At 70.1% G+C, this 22,390-nt stretch carries 18 protein-coding genes; 10 read left to right on the top strand and 8 right to left on the bottom strand.

The features are described 5' to 3' along the window. The first annotated feature begins 29 nt into the window (after positions 1-29). Both IEY79_RS23135 and IEY79_RS23130 read left to right on the top strand, forming a co-directional pair. Entirely contained in the window at positions 30-707 is a 678-nt protein-coding gene (locus tag IEY79_RS23135; RefSeq protein ID WP_189109494.1) for a response regulator transcription factor, read from the top strand. A gap of 70 nt (positions 708-777) precedes the next feature. Continuing rightward, complete coding sequence (locus IEY79_RS23130) at positions 778-2,043, top strand: sensor histidine kinase (protein WP_189109493.1); 1,266 nt, start codon at positions 778-780, stop codon at positions 2,041-2,043. Here the strand turns inward: IEY79_RS23130 and IEY79_RS23125 are convergent. Further along, positions 2,036-2,539, bottom strand: coding sequence for a GtrA family protein (locus tag IEY79_RS23125; RefSeq protein WP_229701057.1), 504 nt, complete (start codon positions 2,537-2,539; stop codon positions 2,036-2,038). The two genes, IEY79_RS23130 and IEY79_RS23125, sit on opposite strands and share 8 nt — an antisense overlap. 145 nt (positions 2,540-2,684) lie before the next feature. On the opposite strand from IEY79_RS23125, the gene IEY79_RS23120 reads away from it, so the two are divergent. From IEY79_RS23120 to IEY79_RS23105, 4 genes are all read left to right on the top strand, one after another. Continuing rightward, entirely contained in the window at positions 2,685-3,824 is a 1,140-nt protein-coding gene (locus IEY79_RS23120; RefSeq protein WP_189109492.1) for a 5-(carboxyamino)imidazole ribonucleotide synthase, read from the top strand. Beyond that, the gene (gene purE, locus IEY79_RS23115; RefSeq protein ID WP_189109491.1) at positions 3,821-4,345 is read left to right on the top strand and encodes a 5-(carboxyamino)imidazole ribonucleotide mutase; all 525 of its coding nucleotides are present in this window, start codon (positions 3,821-3,823) and stop codon (positions 4,343-4,345) included. The genes IEY79_RS23120 and purE overlap by 4 nt, the downstream gene beginning before the upstream one ends. Positions 4,346-4,352: 7 nt before the next feature. Beyond that, positions 4,353-5,546, top strand: a complete 1,194-nt coding sequence (locus tag IEY79_RS23110) for a dipeptidase (RefSeq protein ID WP_189109490.1) — start codon at positions 4,353-4,355, stop codon at positions 5,544-5,546. A gap of 141 nt (positions 5,547-5,687) precedes the next feature. Further along, entirely contained in the window at positions 5,688-6,887 is a 1,200-nt protein-coding gene (locus tag IEY79_RS23105) for a dipeptidase (protein WP_189109489.1), read from the top strand. Between the two features lie 79 nt (positions 6,888-6,966). Here the strand turns inward: IEY79_RS23105 and IEY79_RS23100 are convergent, their stop codons facing one another. Then, entirely contained in the window at positions 6,967-8,313 is a 1,347-nt protein-coding gene (locus IEY79_RS23100; RefSeq protein WP_189109488.1) for a UDP-glucose dehydrogenase family protein, read from the bottom strand. A gap of 229 nt (positions 8,314-8,542) precedes the next feature. Here IEY79_RS23100 and IEY79_RS23095 point away from each other — a divergent pair, with 229 nt between their 5' ends. Further along, positions 8,543-9,715 carry an acyl-CoA dehydrogenase family protein gene (locus tag IEY79_RS23095; RefSeq protein WP_189109487.1) on the top strand — a complete coding sequence of 391 codons (1,173 nt, stop codon included), beginning with the start codon at positions 8,543-8,545 and terminating at the stop codon, positions 9,713-9,715. Between the two features lie 66 nt (positions 9,716-9,781). Here the strand turns inward: IEY79_RS23095 and IEY79_RS23090 are convergent, their stop codons facing one another. Continuing rightward, positions 9,782-11,059, bottom strand: coding sequence for an LCP family protein (locus tag IEY79_RS23090; RefSeq protein WP_189109486.1), 1,278 nt, complete (start codon positions 11,057-11,059; stop codon positions 9,782-9,784). 119 nt (positions 11,060-11,178) lie between these two features. On the opposite strand from IEY79_RS23090, the gene IEY79_RS23085 reads away from it, so the two are divergent. Beyond that, complete coding sequence (locus IEY79_RS23085) at positions 11,179-11,727, top strand: acyl-CoA thioesterase (protein ID WP_189109485.1); 549 nt, start codon at positions 11,179-11,181, stop codon at positions 11,725-11,727. 24 nt (positions 11,728-11,751) lie between these two features. Here IEY79_RS23085 and IEY79_RS23080 read toward each other — a convergent pair whose 3' ends face one another. Continuing rightward, positions 11,752-13,329 (bottom strand): LCP family protein, encoded by a 1,578-nt coding sequence (locus IEY79_RS23080; RefSeq protein WP_229701056.1) that lies wholly within the window; start codon positions 13,327-13,329, stop codon positions 11,752-11,754. A gap of 188 nt (positions 13,330-13,517) precedes the next feature. Here IEY79_RS23080 and IEY79_RS23075 point away from each other — a divergent pair, with 188 nt between their 5' ends. Beyond that, positions 13,518-14,549: a glycosyltransferase family 2 protein gene (locus IEY79_RS23075; protein ID WP_189109484.1), complete on the top strand. Its 1,032-nt coding sequence runs from the start codon at positions 13,518-13,520 to the stop codon at positions 14,547-14,549. 131 nt (positions 14,550-14,680) lie between these two features. Here the strand turns inward: IEY79_RS23075 and IEY79_RS23070 are convergent, their stop codons facing one another. From IEY79_RS23070 to IEY79_RS23055, 4 genes are all read right to left on the bottom strand, one after another. Next, the gene (locus tag IEY79_RS23070; protein ID WP_189109483.1) at positions 14,681-16,429 is read right to left on the bottom strand and encodes an LCP family protein; all 1,749 of its coding nucleotides are present in this window, start codon (positions 16,427-16,429) and stop codon (positions 14,681-14,683) included. Positions 16,430-16,512: 83 nt separating this feature from the next. After that, on the bottom strand, positions 16,513-18,399 hold the full coding sequence (locus IEY79_RS23065) for an LCP family protein (RefSeq protein WP_189109482.1): 1,887 nt from the start codon (positions 18,397-18,399) through the stop codon (positions 16,513-16,515). Between the two features lie 224 nt (positions 18,400-18,623). After that, on the bottom strand, positions 18,624-20,012 hold the full coding sequence (locus IEY79_RS23060; protein WP_189109481.1) for an LCP family protein: 1,389 nt from the start codon (positions 20,010-20,012) through the stop codon (positions 18,624-18,626). A 179-nt stretch (positions 20,013-20,191) separates the two neighbouring features. Further along, on the bottom strand, positions 20,192-20,956 hold the full coding sequence (locus IEY79_RS23055; RefSeq protein WP_189109480.1) for a TIGR03089 family protein: 765 nt from the start codon (positions 20,954-20,956) through the stop codon (positions 20,192-20,194). 137 nt (positions 20,957-21,093) lie between these two features. On the opposite strand from IEY79_RS23055, the gene IEY79_RS23050 reads away from it, so the two are divergent. After that, a complete protein-coding gene (locus IEY79_RS23050) occupies positions 21,094-22,362 on the top strand; it encodes a peptidoglycan recognition protein family protein (RefSeq protein WP_189109479.1) in 1,269 nt (422 codons plus the stop codon). Positions 22,363-22,390: the final 28 nt, after the last annotated feature.

Genomic DNA, 22,390 nt, shown 5'->3' with positions numbered 1-22,390 from the left:
GGCTCCTCCACGCGGACTACCATCACCTCATGACCCGTGTACTGCTCGCCGAGGACGACGCGTCCATCTCGGAGCCACTGGCCCGCGCACTGCGCAGGGAGGGCTACGAGGTGGAGGTACGCGAAGACGGTCCCACCGCGCTCGAAGCCGGCCTCCAGGGCGGAGTGGACCTGGTCGTACTCGACCTCGGGCTCCCCGGCATGGACGGTCTCGAAGTCGCCCGGAGACTGCGCTCCGAGGGCCACTCCGTGCCGCTGCTGGTGCTGACCGCCCGCGCCGACGAGGTGGACACGGTGGTCGGCCTCGACGCCGGCGCGGACGACTACGTCACCAAGCCCTTCCGGCTGGCCGAACTGCTCGCCCGGGTCCGGGCCCTGCTCCGGCGCGGCGCGAGCGAACCGGCCGCCTCGCCCACCACGCACGGCGTCCGCATCGACGTCGAGTCGCACCGGGCCTGGATGGGCGAGGAGGAACTCCAGCTCACCGCGAAGGAGTTCGACCTGCTGCGGGTCCTCGTCAGGGACGCGGGCCGGGTCGTCACCCGCGACCAGCTGATGCGCGAGGTGTGGGACACCACCTGGTGGTCCTCCACGAAGACCCTGGACATGCATATCTCCTGGCTGCGCAAGAAGCTGGGCGACGACGCGGCGAACCCGCGGTACATCGCGACGGTACGGGGTGTCGGTTTCCGTTTCGAGAAGAGCTGAGGCGGGCGGTCCGGCCCGATCCGGCCCGATCCGCCGGACAAGACCAAGGGCCGAGCAGAAGTAGGGCACAGTGCGCCGTCGTCTGATCAACTCCACGCTCGCCGTGGTGCTCGTCGTGATCGCCGTCTTCGGGGTCTCCCTCGTCATCGTGGAGACCCGCACCATCAGCAACAGCGCCCAGGAGAGAGTGGACCTGGAGGCCGTACGGCTGGTCAGCATCGTCGACAGCCGGCTGCTCGGCGGCGAGCGGGTCACCGAGGCGATCCTGCGGGAGCAGATCGACGGCGGGCGGTACGCCAAGGTCGAGATCCCGGGCCGCCCGACCGTCGAGATCGGCAATCGTCCCGACGACGGCGCCATCAGGGGCAGCGCCGAGGGCGAGCAGGGCGAGACCGTCACCGTCGAGGAGTCCCGCGCCTCCGTCACCCGTGAACTCGGCCGCACCCTGATGATCATCGGCGCGGTGGCACTGCTCGCCGTGATCGCCGCCGTCCTGCTCGCCGTACGCCAGGCCAACAAGCTCGCGTCCCCGCTCACCGACCTCGCCGAGACCGCCGAACGCCTCGGCTCCGGCGACCCGCGCCCCCGCCACAAGCGCTACGGCGTGCCCGAGCTGGACCGGGTCGCCGATGTCCTCGACGCCAGCGCCGAGCGGATCGCGCGGATGCTGACCGCAGAGCGCCGGCTGGCCGCCGACGCGTCCCACCAGCTCCGTACGCCCCTCACCGCGCTCTCCATGCGCCTGGAGGAGATCTCCACCACCGACGACCCGGACACCGTCAAGGACGAGGCGACGATCGCCCTGACACAGGTGGAGCGGCTGACCGACGTGGTGGAGCGGCTGCTCACCAACTCGCGCGACGCCCGCACCGGCTCCGCGATCGTCTTCGACCTCGACGACGTCGTACAGCAGCAGATCGAGGAGTGGCGCCCGGCCTACCGCAGCGCCGGACGGGCGATCGTCTGCTCCGGCACCCAGCACATGCGGGCCGTCGGCACCCCCGGCGCCGTCGCGCAGGTCCTCGCCGCGCTGATCGAGAACTCCCTGATGCACGGGGGCGGCACGGTCGCCCTGCGCAGCCGTATCACCGGCAACCAGGCCGTGATCGAGGTCACGGACGAGGGCCCCGGTGTCCCGCCGGACCTCGGATCACGGATCTTCGAGCGCGCGATCAGCGGGCACAACTCGACGGGCATCGGGCTCGCGGTCGCCCGTGACCTGGCGGAGGCGGACGGCGGGCGGCTCGAACTGCTCCAGCAGCAGCCGCCGGTCTTCGCGCTCTTCCTCAGCCGTGAGGTGCGGATCCGCAAGGAGCCGAGGAAGACCGTCAGGTGACCCGGCCGGTCTCCGCCTCCGGGACCAGCTCGGGCACGGCCGCCGGCTCCGGCTGGAGGCGGCGGAACACCCAGGTGCGGTACGACCAGAAGCGGAACAGCGTCGCCACGCCGATCCCGAGGAACTTGAACACGTTGCTCTGCAGCGGCCCGTCCCAGCCGAAGCCGTACGTCGCGGTGTAGAGCACACCGTTCTCGATGACCAGCCCGACCGCGCTGAACAGCAGGAAGAGAGTCAGCTCCTTCGTCCGGCGGCTCTTGTCGCGGTCCCGGTAGGCGAAGTACCGGAAGCCCACGTAGTTGCAGGCGATCGCGACGACGGTGGCCAGGATGCTGGCCCGCACCACCTGGAGTTCGGTGGTGTGCCGTACGAGGTTGAAGACGGCCAGATTGACCAGCAGACCCACCCCGCCGACCGCGCCGAACTTGGCGATCTCATGGGTGAGCAGGAACAGCCGCTCCCGCAGGGCTGGTCGCTGCGTAGGCGCGGCAGTCATCAGGTCGCTCAGCCCCGTCCGGTCGGCGTGCTCGGTCGACGACGCAGTCTCGTCGGTGAAGTCGTCCGCGGCGCCGCGGACGGCGCCGACCGGCCCACTGTAACCACCGGACCGTGCCGCACCGGGCGACGGATACCCTGGGAGTGTGACGTTCCCGGTAGTCGGCATGGTCGGCGGCGGTCAGCTCGCCCGTATGACCCACGAGGCGGGCATCCCCCTCGGCCTCAGATTCAAGCTCCTCTGCGAGACCCCTCAGGACTCCGCGGCCCAGGTGGTCGCCGATGTGGTCGTCGGCGACCACACCGATCTGGAGACCCTGCGTGCCTTCGCGCGCGGCTGCGACGTGATCACCTTCGATCACGAGCATGTGCCGATCGAGCACCTGCGTGCCCTGGAGGCGGACGGTATCGCCGTACGCCCCGGGCCCGGCGCCCTCGTGCACGCGCAGGACAAGGGCGTGATGCGCGCCAGGCTCACCGAGCTGGGCGCGCCCAGCCCGCGCCACCGCATCGTCACCGGCCCCGCCGACGTCGCGGCCTTCGCCGCCGAGGTGGGCGGCTTCCCGGTCATCCTGAAGACGGTGCGCGGCGGCTACGACGGCAAGGGAGTCTGGTTCGCCCGATCGGAGGACGACGCCGAGCAGCCCTTCCGGGCCGGCGTCCCCGTCCTCGCCGAGGAGAAGGTCGACTTCGTCCGGGAGCTCGCCGCCAATATCGTGCGCTCGCCGCACGGCCAGGCGGTGGCGTACCCCGTGGTGGAGTCCCGGCAGGTCGACGGCGTGTGCGACACCGTCATCGCGCCCGCGCCCGGCCTCTCCGAGGAACTGTCCGGCGAGGCGCAGCAGCTCGCCCTGCGGATCGCCGCCGAGCTGGGCGTCGTCGGTCATCTCGCCGTCGAGCTGTTCGAGACGGCCGACGGCCGCATCCTCGTCAACGAGCTGGCCATGCGCCCGCACAACTCCGGCCACTGGACGCAGGACGGCGCGATCACCTCGCAGTTCGCCAACCACGTACGCGCGGTGCTCGACCTGCCGCTCGGCGACCCGCGCCCGCGCGCGCCGTGGACGGTCATGTGCAACGTGCTGGGCGGCGACTACCCGGACATGTACGCGGCCTATCTGCACTGCATGGCCCATGACCCGCAGCTCAAGATCCACATGTACGGCAAGGACGTGAAGCCCGGCCGCAAGGTGGGCCACGTCAACACCTACGGTGACGACCTGGACGACGTGCTGGAGCGCGCCCGCCACGCCGCCGGCTACCTCCGAGGAACGATCACCACATGAGCTCTCCCCTCATCGGCGTCGTCATGGGGTCGGACTCCGACTGGCCCGTCATGGAGGCCGCCGCGCGGGCGCTCGACGAGTTCGAGATCGCCTACGAGGTCGACGTCGTCTCCGCGCACCGGATGCCGCGCGAGATGATCGCGTACGGCGAGGAGGCCGCCGGGCGCGGACTCAGGGCGATCATCGCCGGCGCGGGCGGCGCCGCCCATCTGCCGGGCATGCTGGCCTCCGTCACCCCGCTTCCGGTCATCGGCGTCCCCGTACCGCTGAAGTACCTGGACGGCATGGACTCACTGCTGTCGATCGTGCAGATGCCCGCCGGCGTGCCGGTCGCCACCGTCTCCGTAGGAGGAGCCCGTAACGCCGGACTGCTGGCCGCGCGGATCCTCGCGGCCGGCGATCCGCAGTTGCGGGCCCGTATGGAGGACTTCCAGCGCAGCCTGAACGAACAGGCGACGGACAAGGGCAGACTCCTGCGAGCCAAGGTCAGCGGTCACGACAGCTTCGGCTTCGGGAAGTGAGGGCCCCATGGGCACCGAGGACTATCTGGAGCAGGCGCGCGAACTGCTCGAAGACTTCCCCGTGGTCGACGGGCACAACGACCTGCCCTGGGCCCTGCGCGAACAGGTCTCCTACGACCTCGACCGGCGCGACCTCGCGGACGACCAGTCGGCGCACCTGCACACCGACATCCCGAGGCTGCGGGCGGGCGGCGTAGGAGCGCAGTTCTGGTCGGTGTACGTACGCTCCGACATGGCCGGCGACACGGCAGTCAGCGCGACCCTGGAGCAGATCGACGTCGTCGGGCGCATGATCGCCCGCTACCCCGACGACTTCGCCGCCGCCCGCACCGCCGACGACATGGAGAACGCCCGCCGCACCGGGCGGATCGCCTCCCTGATGGGCGCCGAGGGCGGCCACTCCATCAACAACTCCCTCGCCACGCTGCGCGCCCTGTACGCGCTCGGCGTGCGGTACATGACGCTCACCCACAACGACAACCTCGCGTGGGCCGACTCGGCGACCGACGAGCCCGGTGTGGGCGGCCTCTCGCCCTTCGGCCACGAGGTCGTACGCGAGATGAACCGCACCGGCATGCTGGTCGACCTCTCGCACGTGGCCGCCACGACGATGCGCGACGCGCTCGCCACGAGCACCGCGCCCGTCCTCTTCTCGCACTCCTCCGCGCGGGCGGTCTGCGACCACCCGCGCAACATCCCGGACGACGTGCTGGAACTGCTGCCGGCCAACGGCGGCGTGGCCATGGCCACCTTCGTACCGAAGTTCATCCTTCCCGAGGCGATCGCCTGGACGCGGGCCGCCGACGAGAACATGCGCGAGCACGGCGCGCACCCGCTCGACACGACCGAGTCCGGGATGAGGATCCACCGGGCCTTCGAGGCGGTCAACCCGCGTCCGGCGGCCACCGCGGCGACGGTCGCCGACCATCTGGACCATATGCGCGAGGTCGCGGGCATCGACCACATCGGTATCGGCGGTGACTTCGACGGCACGGCGTTCACGCCGGAGGGCCTTCAGGACGTCGCGGGCTACCCCAACCTCGTCGCGGAGCTTCTCGCCCGCCGCTGGTCGCCCGAGGACCTGGCGAAGCTGACCTGGCACAACGCGGTACGGGTGGTGCGCGCCGCGGAGGACGTGGCCCGGGTGCTGCGCGAGGAGCGCGGTCCGTCGACGGCGACCATCGGGGAACTGGACGGCTGAGGGGTCCGCGTACGGGGCGCGGGGCCGGTTTCGCCGGGCCCGCGCCCCGCGGCGTACCCCCGAACGCCCCGTCCGCCGCGACCCGTCCGTCCGCCCGTGGCACGGTGGCCGTACTGCCTTCGCACCCCACGGAGCCTCGTCATGGCAGATCTGCAGGACGACCCTTACGACACGGACACGACAGCCGCGGCCGGTGATCTCGACGCGACGTCCCCGCGGCCGGCCGCCGAATCGGCGGCGCCGACGGACACGGCTTCCGTGGCCACGTCCGCCTCGTCCGCCGAGCGCGCCCGCGCTCTGCTGTCCTCGCACCCCGTCGTCGACGGCCACAACTGCCTCGCCCCCACGCTGCTGCGGCGCCGCGGGGCCAGTCACAGCCACGACCTGGAACAGGGCGACAGCTTCCTGGACACCGACATGCCACGGATCAAGGCGGGGGCGCTCGGCGGGCAGTTCTGGTCGCTGGAGGTCGACGCGGACGAGGTCCGCACGGGCCGGGCCGTGAGCACCACGCTGGAGCTGATCGACCTCGTACGGGACCTGATCGCGTCCTACCCGGAGAGCCTGCGCATGGCGCTCGGCGCCGGGGACCTGGCCGACGCGCGCAACTGCGGACGGGTCGCCTCGCTCCTCGGCCCCGTCTCGGGCCCGGCCATGGGCGACTCGCTGGCCACGCTGCGCGCGTTCCACCTCCTCGGTGTGCGCGCCCTCGCCCTCGCGGGCGCGCGCTGGGCCGATGACGGGCTCAGCCGCTTCGGCCACGAGGTGGTGCGCGAGCTGAACCGGCTCGGCGTCGTCATCGATCTGTCCGGCGCGTCCGACGAGACGATGCGGGCGACGCTGGCCGTCACCAAGGCACCGGCGATGTTCTCCCACTCCGCCGTGCGCGCCCTCGGGGACCGCCCCGGCGACGGCGGCGTCCCGGACGACATCCTGACGCTGCTCGGCGCCAACAACGGTATCTGCATGGTGAGTTTCGCGCCCGACCAGCTCACCCGCGATCCGGCCGCCCGCGACGGCAAGAGTCCGTCTCTCACGGAAGTCGCGGACCATGTCGAGCGGGTACGGGACGTGGCGGGCCCGGCGTGCGTCGGTCTCTCCGGGACGTACGGCCGCGAGTCGGACACGCCGCACACCGTCGGCCTCGAAGACACCTCGTGCTACCCGCGGTTGATCACCGAACTGCTCGACCGCGGCTGGGACGACACCGCCGTCACGGATCTCACCTGGGGCAACGCGGCACGCGTGCTGCGCGACACCGAGTTCCTGGCGCGCGCCGCCCAGCAGCGCCGGTCGCCGTCGACGGTGACGATCGAGGAACTGGACGACGCCCGACGGTAGTTGGTGCACCGCGATCCGTGCCCGCGACCGGTGCCACCGCGACCGGTGCCCCGGCGCGGAGGAGCCGTGCCGGGCGGCCTCAGGCCCTCGGCCGGCCCATCGCCCGGTAGGTCCAGCCCGCCCCGCGCCACACCGCCGGGTCCAGCGCGTTGCGCCCGTCGAGGATCAGCCGCCGCGTCACGGCCCCGCCGAGCTCCTCCGGGTCCAGCTCGCGGAACTCGCGCCACTCGGTCAGATGCAGCACCACATCGGCGCCGCGCACCGCCTCCAGCGCGGACCCGGCGTAGCCGAGCGTCGGGAAGAGCCGGCGGGCGTTGTCCATGCCCTTCGGGTCGTACACGGTGACCTGGCCGCCCTGGAGATGGATCTGCCCGGCGACGTTGAGCGCGGGGGAGTCCCGTACGTCGTCCGAGTCCGGTTTGAACGTCGCGCCCAGGACCGCGACGCGCTTGCCGAGGAACGACGAGTCGCCGCCGACGGCCTCGCGGGCCAGCTCCACCATGTGGCCGCGCCGCCGCATGTTGATCGAGTCGACCTCGCGCAGGAACGTCAGCGCCTGGTCCGCGCCCAGCTCGCCCGCCCGTGCCATGAACGCCCGGATGTCCTTGGGCAGACAGCCGCCGCCGAAGCCGATCCCGGCGCGCAGGAACTTCCTTCCGATGCGCTCGTCGTAGCCGATGGCCTCCGCCAGCTTCACCACGTCACCGCCGGCCGCCTCGCAGACCTCCGCCATCGCGTTGATGAAGGAGATCTTGGTGGCGAGGAAGGAGTTCGCCGCGGTCTTCACCAGTTCGGCGGTCGGGAAGTCCGTCACGATGAACGGTGACCCCTCTCCGACGGGCGTCGCGTACACCTCGCGCAGCACCTTCTCCGCGCGCTCGCTCCCGGTGCCCACCACGATCCGGTCGGGGTGGAGCGTGTCCTGTACGGCGAAGCCCTCCCGCAGGAACTCCGGGTTCCAGGCCAGCTCGACCTCGCCGCCCGCCGGCGCCAGCTCGGTGAGCCGGCGCGCGAGCCGCTCGGCGCTGCCGACGGGCACGGTCGACTTGCCGACCACCAGCGCCGCGCGGCCCAGCTGCGGGGCCAGCGAGTCGAAGGCGCTCTCCACATAGCTCATGTCGCAGGCGTACTCGCCGTGCTTCTGCGGGGTGTTCACGCAGACGAAGTGGACGTCGCCGAAGGCGCCGATCTCCTCCCACGAGGTGGTGAAGCGCAGCCGGCCGCTCGACCCCTCGATGCCCGCGACATGCTTGCGCAGCAGGTCCTCCAGGCCGGGCTCGTACATCGGGACCCGTCCCGCCGACAGCATCTCGATCTTCTCGGGGACGACGTCGAGCCCGAGGACTTCGAAGCCCAGTTCCGCCATGGCCGCGGCGTGGGTGGCGCCGAGGTAGCCGGTACCGATCACAGTGATCTTGAGGGCCATGTCGTGCTCCTGGGAGTGCGGTCGGGATGCGGTGCGCCCGGCGTGCGATCGAGGCTGCGATCGCACCGTGAGTGCGCGGCCGAGCATAGCCCCGCGCTCCGGACGTCCTTTCGGTCGCCCGTACGGCAAGGTGCGGAAGCTGTCGGAAAACTCACGTACATCACGGCGCCCCGGACCTCTAAAATTAGTGTTACTTAACGGTAGTTAGCATTCAGGGGAGTGAAAGACCGTGGCCGGATCGGCTGATTTCGACCTGTACCGCCCGTCGGAGGAGCACGACATGCTCCGGGAGGCGGTGCGTGCGCTCTCCGAGGCGAAGATCGCGCCCTTCGCCGCCGCGGTCGACGAGGAGGCCCGCTTCCCGCAGGAGGCGCTCGACGCGCTGGTCGCCGCGGATCTGCACGCGGTCCACGTCCCCGAGGAGTACGGCGGCGCCGGGGCGGACGCCCTGGCCACGGTGATAGTCATCGAGGAGGTCGCCCGCGTCTGCGCCTCGTCCTCCCTGATCCCGGCCGTGAACAAGCTCGGCTCGCTGCCGGTCGTCCTCTCCGGCGGTGAGGACCTGAAGAAGAAGTACCTCGGCCCGCTCGCCAAGGGCGACGCGATGTTCTCGTACTGCCTCTCCGAGCCGGACGCGGGATCGGACGCCGGCGGCATGAAGACCAAGGCCGTACGGGACGGCGACGGCTACGTGCTCAACGGCGTGAAGCGCTGGATCACCAACGCCGGCGTCTCCGAGTACTACACGGTGATGGCCGTCACCGACCCCGACCGCCGTACGAAGGGCATCTCCGCCTTCGTCGTCGAGAAGGGCGACGAGGGCGTCTCCTTCGGCGCCCCCGAGAAGAAGCTCGGCATCAAGGGCTCCCCCACCCGCGAGGTCTACCTCGACAACGTCCGCGTCCCGGCCGACCGCCTCATCGGCGACGAGGGCACCGGCTTCGCCACGGCGATGAAGACCCTGGACCACACCCGCATCACGATCGCGGCCCAGGCCCTCGGCATCGCCCAGGGCGCGCTCGACTACGCGACGGGCTACGTCCAGGAGCGCAAGCAGTTCGGCAAGCCGATCGGCGACTTCCAGGGCGTGCAGTTCATGCTCGCCGACATGGCGATGAAGCTGGAGGCGGCCCGCCAGCTCACCTACTCGGCGGCGGCCCGCTCCCAGCGCGTCTCCGACGGCGGCGGCAAGGAACACCTGACCTTCTTCGGCGCCGCGGCCAAGTGCTTCGCCTCCGACGTGGCGATGGAGATCACGACGGACGCGGTCCAGCTCCTCGGCGGCTACGGCTACACGCGCGACTACCCGGTGGAACGGATGATGCGCGATGCCAAGATCACCCAGATCTACGAGGGCACGAACCAGATCCAGCGCATCGTGATGGCGCGCAACCTGCCGTAGGTCCCCGTACAACGAGACGCCCCGGCCCGCACGAGCGGGCCGGGGTGTTTCGTTGTACGGGCGGTCTCAGTTCGAGGTGACCGTGACCTTCTCGTCGTTGTTCAGCTGCTCCACCAGTTGCTTGACCTTGGCCTTGTCCCAGACCAGGTTCCCGCCGGTGCTGCCCGTGATCGGTATGTTCATCGACTTGCCGTCGCCGCCCGTGACGCCCTTCATCGCGAAGAACATCTGGCTCAGCGACCAGAGCGACATGTCCTTGTCGACGATCAGGGTGTCCAGGCCCGCGCCCATCGTCGGGTAGAGCTTGAACGGGTTGAGGACCGTGCCGGGCGTGGCCGTCTGCGAGGCGAGGGCCGCCAGGAACTTCTGCTGGTTCTTCGTACGGTCCAGGTCGCTGCCCGCGAAGGCGTACCGGGTACGGACGAACGCCAGGGACTGCTCGCCGTCCAGCGTCTGCTTGCCCGCCTTGAAGTCGGCGCCCGACTTCTCGTCCTTGAAGGCCTTCGGGATGTCCAGCTCGACACCGCCGATCGCGTCCACGATGTTGGCGAAGCCCGCGAAGCCGATCTCCACGTAGTGATCGATGCGCAGACCGGTGTTGAACTCGACGGTACGCACGAGCAGTTCGGGCCCGTCCTCCGCGTACGCCGCGTTGAGCTTCGTCTCGCGGCCCTGGTTCGGGAACATCTTCCCGGACTCCGAGCCGCGGAAGGACGGGATCACCACGTTCGAGTCACGCGGCAGCGAGATCAGCGTCGGGCCGTTCGAGCCGTCGTGCAGGATCATCATCGAGTCGGTGCGCTTGCCCTCCGCGCTGCCCGTGTGGAGGTCCTTCTTCTCCTCGTCGGACATGCCCTCACGGCTGTCGGAGCCGACGATCAGATAGTTCGTGCCGTCGCCCGCCTCCGGGCGCTCGATGACCTTCGAGAGGTCCACCTCGCGCTTGAGCTTGGAGTCGGCCCAGAAGTAGGTGCCTATGGAGACGACGAGGAAGACGGCGACCAGGGATATCGCGGTGATCTTGATACGGCGCCGCCAGTCCGGTGCGTGGTCCGGCGGGTAGCCGCCGCCGTTGTTGTACGACCCCTGCGGAGGCACCCGGGGCGGGCCGCCCTGACCGCGGTCGGCGGGGGTGCCGTAGACCTGGCCGGTGTTGTAGTCGCTGTTGTACGGGGGCGGGTCGTATCCCCCGTCGTACCCCTGCGACGGCTGCTGGGGGACGGCGCGCCGCTGCACGTGCGGCATCGCGCGTACGCCTTCGGGCTGTCCGCCCGCGCCGCGTCCGTAACGCTCGCCGCCACGGTCAGCGCGGTCGCCGTTCCATCCGTCAGGCCAATCGTTCATGCCGACCAGTGTGCGGCTCGCAGGTGTCGCGCATACAGGGGTGGAGGAAAATCACAGCATCCCTGTTGCCAAGCTGATGCAATGCGGGCCGTCACGGACCCCCGCATAGGGTGGAGGGCATGACAGACCAGGCCGTCCGCCCCGAGACAGATATTCCGGGTAAGCCCACCTCAGCGTCCCGCACCACGCTCAGCCACATCATGAGCGGCAGTGACACCAACCTTCTCGGCACGGTGCACGGCGGCGTGATCATGAAGCTCGTCGACGACGCCGCGGGCGCGGTCGCCGGCCGGCACTCCGGAGGGCCCGCGGTCACCGCGTCCATGGACGAGATGGTCTTCCTGGAGCCGGTACGGGTCGGGGACCTGGTCCATGTGAAGGCCCAGGTCAACTGGACGGGACGGTCGTCCATGGAGGTCGGCGTCCGGGTGCTCGCCGAGCGCTGGAACGAGTCGACCCCCGCCCAGCAGGTGGGCAGCGCCTATCTCGTCTTCGCCGCCGTCGACGCGGAGGGCAGGCCCCGCCCCGTACCGACGGTGATCCCGGAGACCGAGCGTGACAAGCGGCGCTACCAGGAGGCGCAGATCCGGCGTACGCACCGGCTCGCCCGGCGGCGCGCGATCATGGAGCTGCGCGAGAAGCGTGCCGCCGACGGGATCGACGACTGATACGGAGTCCGTACGCGGCCCTCGTCACGGGCACACCACCTGGTCGCCCGTCACCGCGCCGAACTCGCCCTGGTGCACATCCTCGGCGCGCACCGGTCGTACCGTCCTGTAATCCTTTCCTGCCATCACCTTCAGCGTGGCCCCCTGCCGGGGCACCGGCTTCAGCTCACAGCCCGGCAGGGCGGCCGCCAGGGACTTCGCCGAGCGGTCCCAGCGCGGGTCGAACAGCACCTGCGTACGCGTCACCTCTGGGCCCGTGTGGTTCAGCGGGGCACGCGTCGTACGGAAGCCCGTCGCGCGCAGGGCGCCGTCCACGCGCTGGCCCAGACCGTCCCCCCGCGTCGCGTTGTAGACCTGCACCCTGATCTGCTGCGGCGACACCTCGACCATCGTGGCCGGCGGCGGCTTCGGGGCCCCCGGCCCGCGCGGCCCCAAGGGGGCCGGGGGCGTCAGCGACTTGTCCTCGCGCAGCGCCCGGAACAGCTTCTTCGACTTCACCGGGTCCCATTTCAGCGTTGAGCCGATGCCCTTGACCGGGAAGCCGCCTTCGGTGACCGGCACCGACGTGAACTCCGACGACGCCGGTGTGAAGTCGCGCATCGCCTTGCCGAGCGTGAGCATCTCCTGTGTACCGAACCCCTTGTCCGCCCGGACCGAATCGAGCATGGTCGAGGTCACACCGCGGAATTTCACCGGGTTCAGCAGCACACCGCTGCTGGTGGCCTGTTTGATCAGCGCGGCCATGAAGCGCTGCTGGCGCTGCATCCGGCCGAGGTCGGACGAGCCGTCGAGATAGCGGGACCGTACGTACTGGAGAGCCTTGCCGCCGTCCAGCTTGTGCGTCCCGGCGTTCAGGTCGAGGCCGGTGTGCGAGTCCTTGAGCGGCTTGGCGGTGCAGATCTCCACCCCGCCGAGCGAGTCGACCGTCTTCATGAAGCTGGTGAAGTCGATCTCCAGATAGTGGTCGACCTTCACGCCGGTCATGCTCTCGACGGTCCGGACCGTCAGATGCGGGCCGCCCTCCGCGTACGCCGCGTTGAGCTTCACCGGGTGGGGCCCGTGCTTCTCACCGGTGTTCCCGTCGGTGTGCGGGGGCAGCTCCGCGTAGCTGTCGCGCGGCAGGCTCACGACGCTCGCGCGCTCACGGTCCTCCGAGATGTGCACGAGCATGATCGTGTCGGTGCAGCGGCAGGGAGCGCCGCCGAGCCGGTACTTCGCCCGCTCCTTCTCGGTGATCTTGTCGCGGCCGTCGGTGCCGACCAGGAGGATGTTCATGCCGTGGCCCCCGTCGGGGCGGTTCTTCATGTCCTTGAACGGGTCCACCCGGCCGATCCCGGTGTCGAGACTCGTCACGACGGCGTGCCCGATGCCGCCCGCGCCGAGCACCAGCACCGAGAGTGTCGTGGCCACCCGCATCCCCCAGCGCGGCCGTCCGGGACGGCCCGGCCGCCCGTTCCGCCGTCCGCCACGGAGGCCGCGCGCACCTCGGACACCGCGCGCACCACGGGCGGCGCCGGCGGTCCGCTCGGACCGGACGCCGGTCTGCGCCGGTCCGGGCCGGCCGGCGGGCCGGGGGCGGGGGGAGCGGGGTGGTGTGGGCACGGGGGGACACCTCCGCGGGTGACGGGAACGACTGGACTGCCGGGGGACGGGGCGAGGGCGGCCAGGGGACGCAACGTAGGCCCATACGATCAGCAGCCTTGCGCTGAGCCCGCCCGACGCGCGTCGGGGTCCCCCATTCGCGGTAACGTGGCGTGCCAGAACCCGCCTCCGGACGCCCGAAGGATCACATGCCCGCCCAATCCCCAGCCGTGTCCGTGATCATGCCGGTGCTCAACGAGGAGCGGCATCTGCGGAACTCCGTCCGGCACATCCTGGAGCAGGAGTACGACGGCGAGATGGAAGTGGTCATCGCCCTCGGCCCGTCCACGGACCGTACGGACGAGATCGCGGCCGAACTCGTGACCGAGACCGCCGACAGCGCCCGCGCGCGGGTGCAGACCGTGCCCAATCCGACCGGTCGCACGCCGGCGGCGCTCAACGCGGCGATCAAGGCATCGAAGCACCCCGTCGTCGTACGCGTGGACGGCCACGGCATGCTCTCGCCGAACTACATCGCGACCGCCGTACGCCTCCTGGAGGAGACGGGCGCGCAGAACGTCGGCGGCATCATGCACGCCGAGGGCGAGAACGACTGGGAGCGCGCCGTCGCGGCGGCGATGACCTCCAAGATCGGTGTCGGTAACGCGGCCTTCCACACGGGTGGCGAGGCGGGACCCGCCGAGACCGTGTATCTCGGAGTCTTCCGGCGCGCGGCGCTGGAGCAGCAGGGCGGCTACAACGAGGAGTTCATCCGCGCCCAGGACTGGGAGCTGAACTTCCGGATCCGGGAGGCCGGCGGTCAGATCTGGTTCTCGCCCGAGCTGCGTGTCCAGTACCGGCCGCGGCCGTCCGTCCGGGCGCTCGCCAAGCAGTACAAGGACTACGGCCGTTGGCGCCATGTCGTCGCCCGCTTCCACTCGGGCTCGATCAATCTGCGCTACCTCGCGCCGCCGGTCGCGGTCAGCGCCAACGCGCTGGGTCTCGTCGTCGGTCTGGCCCTCACCCCCTGGGCGCTGATCGTCCCCGGCGGCTATCTGGCCGCGATCGTCGCGGGCTCGATACCGGCGGGCAGGGGCCTGCCGCTCAAGGCGCGGCTCCAGATCCCGCTCGCGCTCGCCACGATGCACATGTCGTGGGGGGTCGGCTTCCTGACCAGCCCGCGCTCGCTCGCCAGGAAGGTCATCGCGAGCCGCCGCCCGGCGGTCCAGCAGACCGCCTGAGCGAGGCCGTCACGTACGGCGCCGTCATGCACGGCGCTGTTGCGTACGGCGCCGTGACCTACGACGCCGTGACGTACGAAGGAGCCCCGGGCGTGTCGCCCGGGGCTCCTCGTCGTACACCGGAACACACCCTAGAAGGTGAAGCCGGGCTGGATCTCCATGCACTCGGTCTCGTCGGCCCCGTTGAGCGCACGCGCCGTGTCCGGCGTCTTCGTCTCGTCCGGCGCGGCCGACTTCGGGTAGGTGTCACCGGAACGCCAGTCGGCGCCCACGACCACCGTGACCCCCGACACGTCCGCCGACTTCTTCGCCGAGGAGACCGGAATCCCGAGCGACTTGGCGACCGCCTGCGCGTCGCCCTCCAAGTCGGCGCTGGGGAACAGGACTTGGGTGCGTTCGGTGGGATCGGGCGTCGAGTCGGACACGGCCTTCGTATAGCCCTTGCCGACGAGCAGTCCCGCCACCGCCGTGGCCCGCTGCGGCGTCGGCGCCTGCGTGGTGCTCCCGGTGCCGTTGCGTACGAGCACCCCGGTGTCGGCCGGAGCCGCCGCCGGGTCCTTGGTCTCGGCCGGGGGCTTGCGCTTGGACGCCTTGCCGTCGAGCGGCACGTCGTCGCGGACCATGGTGAACAGCTGCTCGGCGTCGCCGGGCTTCGGGAAGACCCGCCCGGCCTGGGTGCCCTCGCCGTACACGTTGGGCATCGTCGCCATCGTGATGCGGTTCGTGGGGACCTTCTTGAGCTCTTCCGCCAGGTCGTACAGCTTCTTGACGCCGCCGAGGCCCTTGTCGACGGTCAGCGCGTCGGTGGCCGCCTCGGCGAGGCTCATCAGCTTTCCGGGGTCGGTCAGCTTGGCGCCCTTGCGCAGCTCCCGGACCATCGAGTTCATGTACATGTGCTGGGCGTGGGTACGGGCGAGGTCGCTTCCGTCCTCGAAGCCGTAACGCGTACGCAGCCACTGGAGGGCCTGCTCGCCCTGGATGACGTTCTCGCCCTTCTTGAGCTTCAGCCCCGAGCCCTTGCCCTCGGCGTTGCGGGAGTGGACGTTCGCCTGGACGCAGACCGGCACGCCGCCGATGGCGTCGGCCATCGACACCACACCCGCGAAGTCGATCATCATGAAGTGGTCGATGGTGATGCCGGTCAGCTCGTACCAGGTGGCCACGGTGCACCCGGGACCCCCGCGCCCCAGGCTCTCGTTGGTCTGTACGTTGTCCGTGCTCGCCGGGTACACCTCGCGGGTGTCCGGGTCCGTGCACTTGGGCATCTTCAGCATGGTGTCGCGCGGCATGCTGACGACCGACATGTTGCTGCGGTCGGCCGAGACATGGAGCAGCATCTGTACGTCGGCGAGAGGCGTGCCGCCGAAGGTGTCCTTGGCGCCGCCGAGCTTCTGGTTCTCCTTGGAGTCCCGGGCGTCGGAGCCGATGAGAAGGATGTTGAGCGGGGTCTGGCCCGCGGAGTTGGCCTTGTGGTCGGCCATCGGCTTGTCGCCGAGCGTCAGGTCTTCCTTCTTGAGCTTGCCGTCCAGATGACGGTAGTAGAGGTATCCGGCGCCGGCCGTACCGAGGACCAGCAGGGCGAGGGCGGCGGAGACCCAGAGAAGTATTCGGCGCTTGCCGCGGCGGTTGCGCGGGCGTGAGCCGTTGCGGCGGGAGCCGCCCTTTCTCTTCCGGCCGGAGCGGTCACCACCCTCACCGCCGGCGGCGGCACCGTCGCCGGAGGGGGAGACGGAACCGTCACCGGGACCGGCGCCGCCGTTCCCTCCGCCTGACGCCCCGTCAGGACCGGCCGTGTCGCCCGGACCGTCCTCGTACAGACTGTCGTCCCAGCCCAACTCGCGGGCGTGCGGGACGCGTTGCCGCGTCCCGGGTCTGCGCATGCTCTGCCCCACTCCGTACCCCCCTACCCCTGTCGTTCAGGCGCTCCGCACGAGTCGGGGCTCCGGGCCTGCCGGAGCCGGGCTCACTTGGCGCACACTTGCTTGTCCGCTTCCACCTTCTGCACGCCTTCCGGCGCCTTTGCCGGTCCGACGATGGGAATCCCCGCGCCCTTGAAGTCCGCGCCGAGGGTGAGGGTCATCGCCTCCAGCCCCACGGCGTCCTCCTTGCCCGGCTTCATCGCTTCGGCGGGAAGGCCCATCATGTCCGCGAGACGGCGGGCCTGGTCGGCCTGGTTGGGCGCGTACTCCAGCGATGTCTTGGCCAAGTCCTCGGGCGCGTTGCCCTTGTTGGTGGACTTGTTGACGCCTTCCTCGTTCTGCAGCCAGGCGAGCGTCTCCTGGGCGGAACCCTGCGGCCCGCCACCGTTGAACACATCGACCCTGACATCGGCGGGGTCCGCCTTGGTTCCCTTCAGAAGCGCCGCCTGCTTGCTCTTGGCGGCCTTCTCCTTCTGCTTCACCTCGGTGAGGGAGGTGTCGCTCTGCATCATCGCGAAGAGCGGCTTCGCCTGCGCCTCGTTGACCACGACCGTCGCCTTCACGACTTCGGCCGGGTTGTCTATGACAGGCAGCGTGGTGAAGCTGATGTTCTTCGGATTGACCTTGGCCAGCTCCATACCGACGTCGCGCAGCTTCTCGATGCTGCCGATCCCGGTGTCGACCGTGAGCGCGTCGGTGGCCGCCGTCGCCAGGTCCCACAGCTTCGCGGGATTGGTGAGCGTCTCGCTCGACTTCATCTTCCGGATCAGGGAGCCCAGGAACTGCTGCTGGGTCTGGATCCGGTCGAGGTCGCTCTCGTTGCCGAAGCTGTGCCGTGTACGGACGAAGGCGAGAGCCTGCTCGCCCTTGATCACGTGCTTGCCCTTGGTCAGTTTCAGATGCGAGTCGGGGTCGTCGACGTCCTTGGCGACGCACACCTCCACGCCGCCCACCGCGCTCGTCAGTGTCTTCACCGCGTTGAAGTCCGCCATCATGAAGTGGTGGACCGGCAGGCCGGTCAGCTCCTCGACCGTGCGCATCGTGCAGCCCGGGTCGCGCTCGGCCTGGCCGAGGCTGGTGTTGAACCGGACGCCCTGCTCGCCGGGGATGACCTTCGTGCCTTCCTCGGTCTTCGTCTCGCAGTCCGGGATGTCGGTGATCAGGTCGCGGGGGATGGAGAGCGCGGTCGCGTTCGTCCGGTCCTTGGAGACATGGAAGAGGATGGTGGTGTCGGCGTGGCCGACGCTGTTCTTGTCGCCGTAGCTCTCGTTCCCGGCCCCGGTGCGCTTGTCGGTGCCGATCACCAGGATGTTGACGGCCTGGTCCTTCTTGAAGCCGCCGCCCGCACCCTGGACATCGATCGTCTTGATGTTGCCGTTGAGCTCCTGGTACGCGTAGTAGGCCGCGCCCGCGCCACCGATGAGGACGAACGCGGTGATGCCGCCGGTCCAGCCGAGAATCTTCTTCTTGCGGGACTTCGACGGGGCCTTGCGCTTGCGGCGGCCCGCGGCGGCGGCCCCGCTGTCGGCGTTGTTCGCGGCACGGCGGCCGCGCTGGCCGGGTACGTCACGGCGGGACGTACCCGAAGCGCCGGTGGAACCGGAGGAGTTACGGGCGCGGGGGATGCGCGCGCCGGCGCCGTCACTCGCGCCGTCGGCTCCGGCTGCCGCTCCGGCGCCCGCACCCGCTCCCGCGGCGCCGGGCGCCCTGCGGTCCCTGGCGGATCGGCCGCGCGGCGAACCGTCGTCCGTGGGAGGCGTGTTTCTGGACCGGCGAGGGGCGCCGGACCCGTTTCCCGCATCACGGGAAGGGGCGGACGGCTGCCCTTCGGAGTGGTTCAGTCGCAATTCGTAATTGCCGGTCTGCGGGTTGAGTACCCACTGGTCGGCGGGGTCGATCCCGCCCGACTCGCCACGGCTATGCGCATCCACGGTTGCTTGAGTCCTCCGTCGGTGCCACGCGAAGCGCCTCTTCCCCCAAAGGCGCTCGGTCTTTCGATCCGGCAGTGCGCGACCGCACGGTCCGATGAACCGGATCGAGTCACACTATCCGCCCAGTTCAGCGTCGAGCGACGCCGGTGACAAATTCGACTCCTCTTACAAGGGGGCAATCTGCCCAATCGTCATAGACTGCCGACGACTCCTTGGTATTCCTTTTACTCGCACAGTCCGGCGGCGGCATTTGTGCCCGGGAAACTCGGGGTCGGAGTGGCGTTCGACGATCCGGGGCCGTCCGGTTTCTCGTCCGTTTCCGAACTTCCCTCGTCACGCTGTGTGTTCTCCTTCTCCCCGGCGGGAGCGATCGAGACCGGCTCGTCCTTGCGCAGTTGCGAGAAAAGGCGCCCCGCGTCCGGCTGTACGAGTTCGTCACGATTCGGATCATTGACATAGGGCTGGCGTGGGACCGTCATGAACTGCACCTTTTCCGTCGGTACGTTCCGCAGGCCGCGCGCCAGGTCGTAAAGGTCCTTGAGCGTGTTCAGACCGGGGTCGGTCGTCAGGGACTTGGTCGCCGCGTCCAGTACCGGATACAGCCGTGCGGGATTGAGCAGAACACCGTTGCTCTGCACCTTCCTGACGAGAGACCCGAGGAACTGCTGCTGGCGCTCCATCCGTTCGGTGTCGCTGCCGTCGCCGATGGTCTTGCGCGCCCGTACGAAACCGAGGGCTTCCTCACCGCTGAGGGTCTGCTTGCCCGCCGGCAGCTTCAGATGCGCGTCGACGTCGTCGACGGGCCGCTTGAGGCAGACGTCGACACCGTCGACCGCGTCCACCATGTCTTTGAAGCCGCTGAAGTCGATCACCATGTAGTGGTCGATGCGAATGCCGGTGAGCTTCTCGACCGTACGGATCGAACACGCCGTACCGCCGAACTGGAAGGCCCAGTTGAACTGCGCGGACTGCTTCTTGGAGCGTCTGCCGTCCGAGGTGAGGCAGCTCGGGATCTCGACCATCAGGTCGCGCGGAATGGATACGGCGGTCGCGCTCTGCCGGTCGGCGGCCAGGTGCAGCAGGATCGTGGTGTCGGAGCGCTGCGAGCCGCCGTCGTCCCGGCCGTACTTGCCGTTGCCCGCGCCCGCGCGGGTGTCGGAGCCGATGAGCAGGATGTTCTTCGCGTCGACGGCGATGGGCCGGGGGCGTTCCTTCTCGTACGTACGCAGCTCGGCGGCGGCGGTCGTGTCGGTGGTGATGTTGCTGTCGAGCTTCTGGTAGAACCACCAGCCGACTCCGGCGGCTGCGAGGACGACGACGGAGGTGCCGAGGGCGGTCCAGCGGAGCCAGTGGCGTTTGCGGGGGGCGGCGGGGTCGGGGTCGGGGTCGCCGGGTGACTCGCCCTCCGGCTTCTCACCGTCCTTGCCGCTGCCGTTGCCGTTGTTGCCGCTGTGGCTCCCGCTCCCACTCCCGCTCTCTGTCGAGCTCGCGGTCTCGTTCTCGTCCGGGTTCGCGTCGCCGTCCGACCCGGGCGACGCGGTCGGCGGCTCGTCGTCTGCCCGGGGGTCCGGTTCGGGCGGCGTGCCAGCGCTGTCGGTCACGGCGAAGTCCATCCTTCATGGCGTCGGCGGCGTACGGCTCCGCCGGTTTCAGGGGTAGACGGCTGAATCGCACACTTGGTTGTGCACTGAACTAGAACTACCGACGATCATCTACCGGAGGCGGCGTTCGGAGCCGGAACCCGTCGGGCCGTCAGGTCACCGTGTCGCCGACCGGACGGTATCCCGAACGCTCAGCCCTTGCCCTCCGCCGTGGCCGTGACCCGCTCGCTCTCGACCCGCTTGGCCAGCCCTTCCGCCGGCAGCTGGTCCAGATTGCGGCAGAGCACCACCGACGACCCGGCGGCGAGCGGTGCGTACAGCCCGGCCGACAACCCGTCCCACGTGTCGTACGGCTTACCGGACAGCAGCCGGCTGCCGGGCGCCGTCAGACCGAGGGCCGCCGCGTCGGCGCGGGAGCGCTCGACGAGCTGGGCGGCCGTCAGCTCCGTACCCGCGACGACCAGCGCGGGGGCGTCCGGGTCCACCGGCTCGAACGGCGCGAAACGGTCGCCCTGGCCGGGCACCTCGACCGCGTAGTCCGCGAAACCGTCGGGCGTCCGCGGGAAGCGGCCGCCGAGCGGACGCAGCGCGAGGGCCAGCCGTTCGCCACGGCAGGCTCGGGCGGCGTCCAGCGTGTCGGGGCCGGTGACGACGAGGTCCGCGCCGGCCGGGTCGCCGCCGATCTCGACGGTCACTCCGACCGAGGAACAGGCGAGCAGCCAGACCGCGGTCTGCCAGTGCGCCGGCAGCAGCAGCGCGAGCCGGTCCCCGGGCGCGGCGGCGAGGTCGCCCTGGAGGAGGTTGGCGGTCTTGGACACCCAATTGGCGAACGTGGCCACGGACAATTCCACGCGTTCACCGGTGGCATCGTCGTAGAAGGTGACCAAGGGGCGGGCCGGATCCGTGGCGAGGGCGGATCGCAGCAGGTCGGCGGGGGTGCGGTCGCTGGCGTTCACCCGGGCAAGGGTACGCGGGGCGGCCGGGCGCGCACCGCCGTACCGGTGACGCCGTCCACCGATTGGTCCGATGGCCCGTCAGTTTCCGCCGTTGTTCCCGGAAGGCGGCCACCGCCCCGCGGCCGCACGATCGGCACATGCGTCTATTCCTGTCTTCCTCGATCGGCGTCGCCTGCGCCGCGGCACTCGTACTCCCGCTCTCCCTGCCCTCCGGGGCCGTGGCGGCTCCCCAGGACACCCGGGCGGGCTCACCCCTGCCGGGCTCCACCGAGTCGCTGCCACTGGTCCCGCTCGACCCCGAACGTTCCTCCGGTGAAGTCACCGAGCAGGGGCTGCCCAAGCAGGACGTCCAGCCCTTCTCGCTCGTCGGTGTCGTCTGGGACGACGCGGACGCCGAACTCCACGGCTCGGTCCAGGTCAGAAGCCGGTCCGCCAAGACCGGTAGCTGGTCCCGCTGGCAGCGCCTGGAGACCCACGACGCCGAGCACGGCGCGGATCGCGGTACGTCGGAACGCGAGTCCGGCACCGTGCGGGGCTCCACCGCGCCGCTGTGGGTCGGGCCGTCGGACGGTGTCCAGGTACGGGTCCGGGCGGACGGGAACCCGGACGCCCGCCCTGAGTCTCGTCCCGTACGCCCGCCGCTGCCGCACGGGCTGAGCCTGGAACTGGTCGACCCGGGGGAGGCGCCGGAGCAACTGCCGGTGACGGAGGCCGACGCGTCGCGCGGCCAGGGGGCCGACTCCGACAACCCGGCCACGTCTGAGGGCGGCAGCGGTACCGGAGCTGCCGCGAAGCCGTACAAGGCCCCGCGCCCGAAGATCGTCTCGCGCAAGGGGTGGGGCGCGAACGAGAAGCTGCGTGAACGCAAGTTCGGCTACACGAAGACGGTGAAGGCGGTCTTCGTCCATCACAGCGCGACGGGCAACAACTACACCTGCAAGCAGGCGCCCTCCGTCATCCGCGGTATCTACCGCTACCACGTGACGAGCAGCGGCTGGCGGGACATCGGCTACAACTTCGCCGTCGACAAGTGCGGAAACATCTACGAGGGTCGCGCCGGGGGCGTGACGAAGCCCGTCATGGGCGCGCACACGCTCGGCTTCAACACGAACAGCACGGGCATCGCCGTCCTCGGGTCGTACTCGACCGTCAACCCGCCGGCGGCCGTGACGACGGCGGTCGCCAGGCTCAGCGCCTGGAAGCTCGGGCTGCACGGGATCAACCCGAAGGGCAAGGTCACGATGACCTCGGGCGGAAGCAACAAGTACAAGAAGGGCAAGAAGGTGAGCATGAACGCGGTCTCGGGTCACCGGGACGGGTTCGTGACCGACTGTCCGGGCAACAGGCTGTACGGCAAGCTCGGTGCGGTCCGGGTATCCGCCGCGAAGTACCAGGGTCGCTCCTAGACTGGCTCGTCGCCCCCCGCAACGGGGG

Origin of the sequence: Streptomyces camponoticapitis (assembly GCF_014646115.1) — a bacterium.
GTDB classification, from domain to species: domain Bacteria; phylum Actinomycetota; class Actinomycetes; order Streptomycetales; family Streptomycetaceae; genus Streptomyces; species Streptomyces camponoticapitis.
Note: the sequence above shows the minus strand (reverse complement) of the source record. Positions and strands in the feature narration are given on the sequence as shown.